Annotated in this window: 2 protein-coding genes; both read right to left on the bottom strand. The window is 41.4% G+C overall.

The features are described 5' to 3' along the window. Nucleotides 1-1,275, bottom strand: a 1,275-nt coding sequence (locus MV589_RS09745) for a phosphohexomutase domain-containing protein (RefSeq protein ID WP_297434372.1), incomplete at its 3' end; no start/stop codon positions are given. Between the two features lie 19 nt (nucleotides 1,276-1,294). Further along, on the bottom strand, nucleotides 1,295-3,388 hold a 2,094-nt coding region (glgP, locus tag MV589_RS09740; protein WP_297434370.1), incomplete at its 5' end, for an alpha-glucan family phosphorylase.

Raw genomic sequence — 3,388 nt, 5'->3', positions numbered from 1 at the left:
CGTTACTGCCATAATCTCAGCAGCTAAAAGTGTCATAATCATTCCATCTTTATCGGTACTCCAGACAGTCGCGTCACGGCGAAGATACGAAGCTCCCGCACTCTCTTCACCACCAAAACCAAGCCAGCCCTCATAGAGTCCATCTACAAACCATTTAAAGCCAACAGGTACTTCATAGACCTCGCGATTAATACTTTTGGCAATTCTGTCTATCATAGAGCTTGAGACGAGTGTTTTTCCTATTTTTAAATCTGCTGTGAAATTCTTTCTGTGTTTAAAAAGATACCAAATAGCAACACTCAGGTAATGGTTAGGGTTCATCAGCCCACCTTTTGGTGTGACTATACCGTGTCTGTCTGCATCGGTATCATTGGCAAATGCCAAATCATAGTTATTTTTAAGTTTCAGAAGTGAAGCCATAGCATCAGGTGAAGAGCAGTCCATACGAATTTTGCCATCATGATCGAGTGTCATAAACGAAAAAGTGGCATCGGCGTAGGGGTGGATGATTTCCATATCAAGATTATAATAAGATTGTATCTTTTTATAAATAGGAATAGATGAACCGCCAAGCGGGTCAGCTGCCATTTTTAAGCCAGAATTTTGAATAGCTTGCATATCTACGATTTCGCCAAGAGCTTTTACATAAGGTGTTATAAAATCATACTCTGTGACAAAAGAAGAGCCAAGAGCTTCTTCATAGCTGATGATTTTTACATCTTTGAGACTATTTTGCAGTATCTCATTGGCTCTTTTTTCTATGATGGTTGTGACATCTGTATCTGCCGGTCCTCCATTTGGTGGATTGTACTTAAATCCGCCGTCCTGCGGAGGGTTATGTGAAGGTGTGATAACAATGCCGTCTGCTTGTGCATTGCCTGCTTTGTTATGCTCTAAAATAGCAAAAGAGACCAGAGGTGTAGGGGTATAATCATCATCCAAAGAGATGGCTACTTTTACTTCATTTGCACAACAAACACGGAGTGCTGTTATTTGTGCAGGGGCAGAGAGTGCATGGGTGTCTTTACCGATATAGAGTAGATCTTCATAGCCTAGCTCTTTTTTATACTCACAAACTGCCTGTGTAATTGCCATTACATGGGCTTCATTAAAACTTTTTTTTAAGGCACTTCCTCGATGTCCAGAAGTTCCAAAGCTAACTTTCTGGCTCTCTTGAGTCACATCGGGCATTAACTCATAGTAGGCACTTGTCAAAAGTTCTACATTTATAAGTTCCTCTTTTGGTACTGGCTTTCCTGCTAAAGGACTACGCATATCTCTTCCCTCTGTTATTTTATTTTTTTTGTAAATCCATTGATATTGGAATATAAAATTTGCTCAAATAATCTTTCATCATTCGTCTTGCACTAAACGCAGGTGTAACGCTCGTCATTGCTGCTTTCATCTTCTCTATCCACTGTGTCGGTACACCGCTGTTGTCTATGTCATAATAGAGTGGCACTATCTCTTTTTCTATCAAATCATATAAAGCATCTGAATCCTCTTTTGTATTTGAAGGCTCATCTCCAAATGCCCAGCCGTTTTTACCGTTGTAACCCTCAGGCCACCAACCATCTAAAGAGGAGAGATGCAGCGTACCGTTGAGTGAAGCTTTCATGCCGCTTGTGCCGCAGGCTTCCATTGGAATTTGTGGATTGTTGAGCCAGACGTCGACACCGTGGAGCAGATATTTGGCAACATTTTCTCCATAATCTTCCACAAAAGCAATACGCCCACCAAAACGAGACTCCTGTGCTGTTTTAAAAATGTGCTGGAGTATTTTTTTACCTGCTATATCTGCAGGATGTGCTTTTCCTGCAAATATTATTTGTACCGGTCGGTCTCTGTTTGTTATAATCTTCTCAAGTCGCTCTATGTCTGTGAGTATCAAGTCAGGTCGTTTATACTCTGCCATCCTGCGGGCAAAACCAATAGTCAAGACATCAGGATCAAGCAGTACACCCTCAGCCATTGCAACAACAGGGTCAATTCCCTCTTTTGCATATTTTACGCGTACTCTGTCTCGGATATAATTGACCATTAAAACTTTAGCATTTTGCGAGATTTTCCAGAGTTTTGTATTGCTTATCTCATTTATAAAGCTCCAACAAGCTTCGCTGTCTTGGAGCAGTTTCCAACTCTCTCCCACAGAGGTGTCGATAATGTCAGAGAGTTCATCTCCCAGCCAAGTTGGAACATGAACACCGTTTGTGACATAATCCATAGCAGGCTTGTTCTGCTTCGACTCAGGGAGTACATGTGACCAGATATTAGTTGCCACTTCACAATGTTTTTTACTTACTGCGTTTCGATTATTGCACATATTAAGACCAAAAACGGTCATATTAAAGCCTTCGCTTTGCTTATCAGGATTGATGCCAAAGCTCATAAACTCCTCTTTGCTCATACCAAGTGCTTCCCAGTAATCTTTAAACGCAGCAGTTATCATCTCGAAGTTATAGACATCTGTTGCAGCTTGGAGTGGTGTATGCGTTGTAAAAACAGAGGTTTGCTTAACCTTTGCTACAGCATCATCAAGAGAGAGACCCTCGTCTTGCATAAAACTGCGTACGCGCTCAAAAAGCGCAAAAGCAGGATGTCCTTCATTGAGATGCAAGATGGAGTACTCGATGCCCAGCTCTTCAAGCACCCTGTATCCACCGATTCCAAGGACAATCTGCTGACGCAGTCTTTGGTTGATGTCAGAAGTATAAAGGCGTGAAGATATTTGTCTATCCCACGGGTCATTTTTTTCTATGTCTGTATCAAGCAGATAGAGTGTGACACGACCGACATTTATTTTCCAAACACTTGCAAATATAGGCGGGTCAATGAATGGAACCTCAATGGTAAAATGTTGTCCATCTTTGTCTAAAACCCGCTCAATAGGAGCTACATCTTTCTCTATTGGCTCCTCGGCACCATTTTGCCAACCATCAGTTCCTATGACTTGGCGGACATAACCTTGTGGATACATAAAACCAATGCCCACCATCGGCAGTCCCATATCGCTTGACTCTTTTAAAATATCACCTGCTAAAAATCCCAAACCACCCGAATAGATAGGTACAGAGTGATGAAGTCCATACTCGGCACAAAAGTATGCGATGGGCAAAGGCTCATCTGCATAGATATTTTTGTCGTTCATATACGCCGTAAAAGTTTTATAGACATACTCATACTCACGCATAAAAAGCTCATTTTTAGATGCTTCATTGAGCTCTTTTTGAGACATACTTTTGAGCATTGCTATGGGATTATGGCGTGTCTCTTTCCAAAGGTAAGGATTGAGCACTTTAAAAAGATTGCGTCCGCGTGCATTCCATGTCCACCAAAGATTAAGAGAAATCTCTTTTAGACCCTCTATCTCTTTTGGAAGTTTTGGAAC

The sequence above is a fragment of the Sulfurimonas sp. genome (genome assembly GCF_026991475.1).
In the GTDB taxonomy this organism is placed as follows: Bacteria; Campylobacterota; Campylobacteria; order Campylobacterales; family Sulfurimonadaceae; genus Sulfurimonas.
Note: the sequence above shows the minus strand (reverse complement) of the source record. Positions and strands in the feature narration are given on the sequence as shown.